Genomic DNA, 2,576 nt, shown 5'->3' on the forward strand with positions numbered 1-2,576 from the left:
GCATAGTAGCCTGTCACCACTGGAACTGGTACACTGCCGTATGTATGCGAGCCTGTCTTCCAAGTAATAGCGTTTGTTGTTAAATCTTTCTTACCTGTGAAAACATAATCATCTTTAATATTAGTAGCTGGCGTCTTTTCTCCTGCACCTTCAAAAACAACCGTTTGCTTGGTTGATTTCGTTATATTTTCGTCTGGTGTAGCTAAAGTATTATTTTGATTGCTGGTTGGTATGGTGACCGTAGGTAAACTACTATTTATAGGAGTCCCGTTATTCGATTCAGACGTATTTAAAGATGACATATTTCTTCCTCGACGTCCACTACGTCGTATAGGTATTTCAGCTGGGATTGCTTCTGATGATAGTACCTCTGTAGAACTCTCGACTGTTTCTTCAGACGCTAAAATTCTCCCTCGACGGAGACTAGTTCTTGATATTTCAGATGTTATCGTTTCTGATTTTAATCCTTCAGATAAATCACTTGTAGCTTGACTTTGATTTACTTGAGCCACATATGATTCTTCAGAACTAGCAAAAGACGTAGAATTTCTACTAGTGTTTGTTTCAGATGACGTGTCTTGTTGCTTAGAAACTGTTTCATTCTGTACAGTTACTACTTCTTCTACTGGTAACTTTTCTATAGCAGTTGGAACTTCTGATATAGTAGTATCCGATATTGCGGATTCAGCTGCTTCTACAGATTTCACAACGTTATCATTACCTGTTATAACTTCATCAGCTTGTACAGCCTGTCCAGAAAAAAGAACAATTCCAAGCAAGACTGAGCAAACGCCAATAGAATATTTTCTCAATGAATAACGTTGACGTTGATTAAAAAAATCTTTCATAAAGTCTCCATAAAAAATTGTAATATTTGGTTTATTGCTTTAATTTTATTTTATTATGATGATGCACTTTAAATTCTAACATTCTGATAATTACACGTCAATATAAGTGTCAATAATTTTAATCTTTATTAAATGATTTGTTCTGCTTATTATAAGCCTATAGACCCGATTGAAATATTTTTAATAATCAGCTAAACAAACTAATAAACAATCTATTTTAAACTTAGCTATCATATAACAAGAATTTCACAAAAAAACTAAAACAACAATTGCTATATCAGACCACACTAAAAAACCCAAGTATTATAGACTTGGGTTCATAATCTTATGGGTCTCAGAGGTAAGTTCCTCTATTTTTTTCTGATATGGTTGTCATTCCAAGTCTGCAATTCTTGGTAGGACTTGACTTTCCCTTCTTCCTGAGTCGGTCTAAATGCCCTAACCGGTAACTCGTAGGCATCCTGGCCTTCAGGTGCCATCCAATGGAGTAAGGTATTGAACCAGGTTTCATTGTTAATCTTGCTTGGAATGGTGTAGATTCTAGCATGTTTGGTCTTAATCGCTTCATAAGCATCCTTATGCTCTTTGGCAAAGTTGGTACTATCCATATTGAGGCTTCTGTCTTTTTCAGAAATGTAATAAAGAGCAGGCAGACTCGCAATTGGTGTTTCTGTTGGATGATCTAAATCCCTACCATTAGTTGCACCTGTCCACATCTCAAGTCCAAAAGGCTCTAAAGTCTTACGCATATCAACATTGGCGTAATCCAATTCCGAGTCCAAAGTATTCGAGTTAGCTGGAATATTCATTTCCTCGATCTTTTGTGTCTTAAGATTGAGGTATTTTTTATTAGAAGCAAAATCAGCTGATGACGCACCAAAAGGCATTTGTAAGTAAGCTTGCTCATTAAGCATGAAAAGCCTTAGACTTGCCTGATTTAAATAATCTTCATCCCCAGCTTTTTTAGCCAATTTCAAGAGGTCAATTTGTTTAGGTTTTTGATTTGGTTTTTCCGTGTCATACATATAGATATTAAAGTAGTCATACTTATAAAGTGTCTCACCCTTGGCATTTTTCTTACCAGATTCACCCCCCTTGTACTCTTGAGTGACTAAGTATTGACCAGCTACCCCCACAATGTTAAACATGTTTCTATCATGACCAGGATTTGGTGTCACGAGTAAAAATTCTTTATTATCTCCGAAGGTTTTCAGGGTGATTTTGAACAAGGGATCCTCTACATTGCTGCCGGAATAGACAGTCGTACTCGACTTACTGGATGCAACTGAACCTTTGGTAGCCTTACTGCTACTATTCACAGCAAAGAAGAAAGCCGTCCCTGCGATTATAAAAAGCAATGCCACTAAGAGACCTATAAAAACAATTCTTGTGGACTTATCCCCCTTAGGTGTTGGTTTCTTTACAAACTTATTTTCCATAAATAATCTCCATTTTTAGTATTGCTTTTAGTATAGCATAGGTGGAGACTATTGATAAGGTAGATTGGCAGTCTAATAAGGTTAGATATTTTATTTTCATTTGACAAAATCTCTCGGATAGCGTACAATCAAGGCAAGTAACATTCGGAGGTAAATGGAGACATGAACAACTAAGTCTATTCACAATAAACCTGCTTTATTTGATAGATTGTTTTCATGTCTTTTTTGCGCTCTTTTTCTATAGAAAATTTATTGGTGGTATCTGAGTTTTTTTGCATCCACACCATCA

2 protein-coding genes are annotated in these 2,576 nt (G+C 36.0%); both read right to left on the reverse strand.

Annotated elements, in window-relative coordinates:
• A partial coding sequence (locus tag O3670_RS10870) for a YSIRK-type signal peptide-containing protein (RefSeq protein WP_371596168.1) occupies positions 1–848 on the reverse strand: 848 nt, incomplete at its 3' end.
• A gap of 350 nt (positions 849–1,198) precedes the next feature.
• Entirely contained in the window at positions 1,199–2,287 is a 1,089-nt protein-coding gene (locus tag O3670_RS10875; protein WP_037602955.1) for a flagellar basal body-associated FliL family protein, read from the reverse strand.
• Between the last annotated feature and the right edge of the window lie 289 nt (positions 2,288–2,576).

Source organism: Streptococcus sp. 27098_8_74 (assembly GCF_041431705.1).
GTDB classification, from domain to species: domain Bacteria; phylum Bacillota; class Bacilli; order Lactobacillales; family Streptococcaceae; genus Streptococcus; species Streptococcus salivarius_E.

What these genes read in the sequence shown, in the direction of transcription:
- O3670_RS10875 (WP_037602955.1), bottom strand. Translation starts at nt 2,287, where the DNA reads ATGGAAAATAAGTTTGTAAAGAAACCAACACCTAAGGGGGATAAGTCC.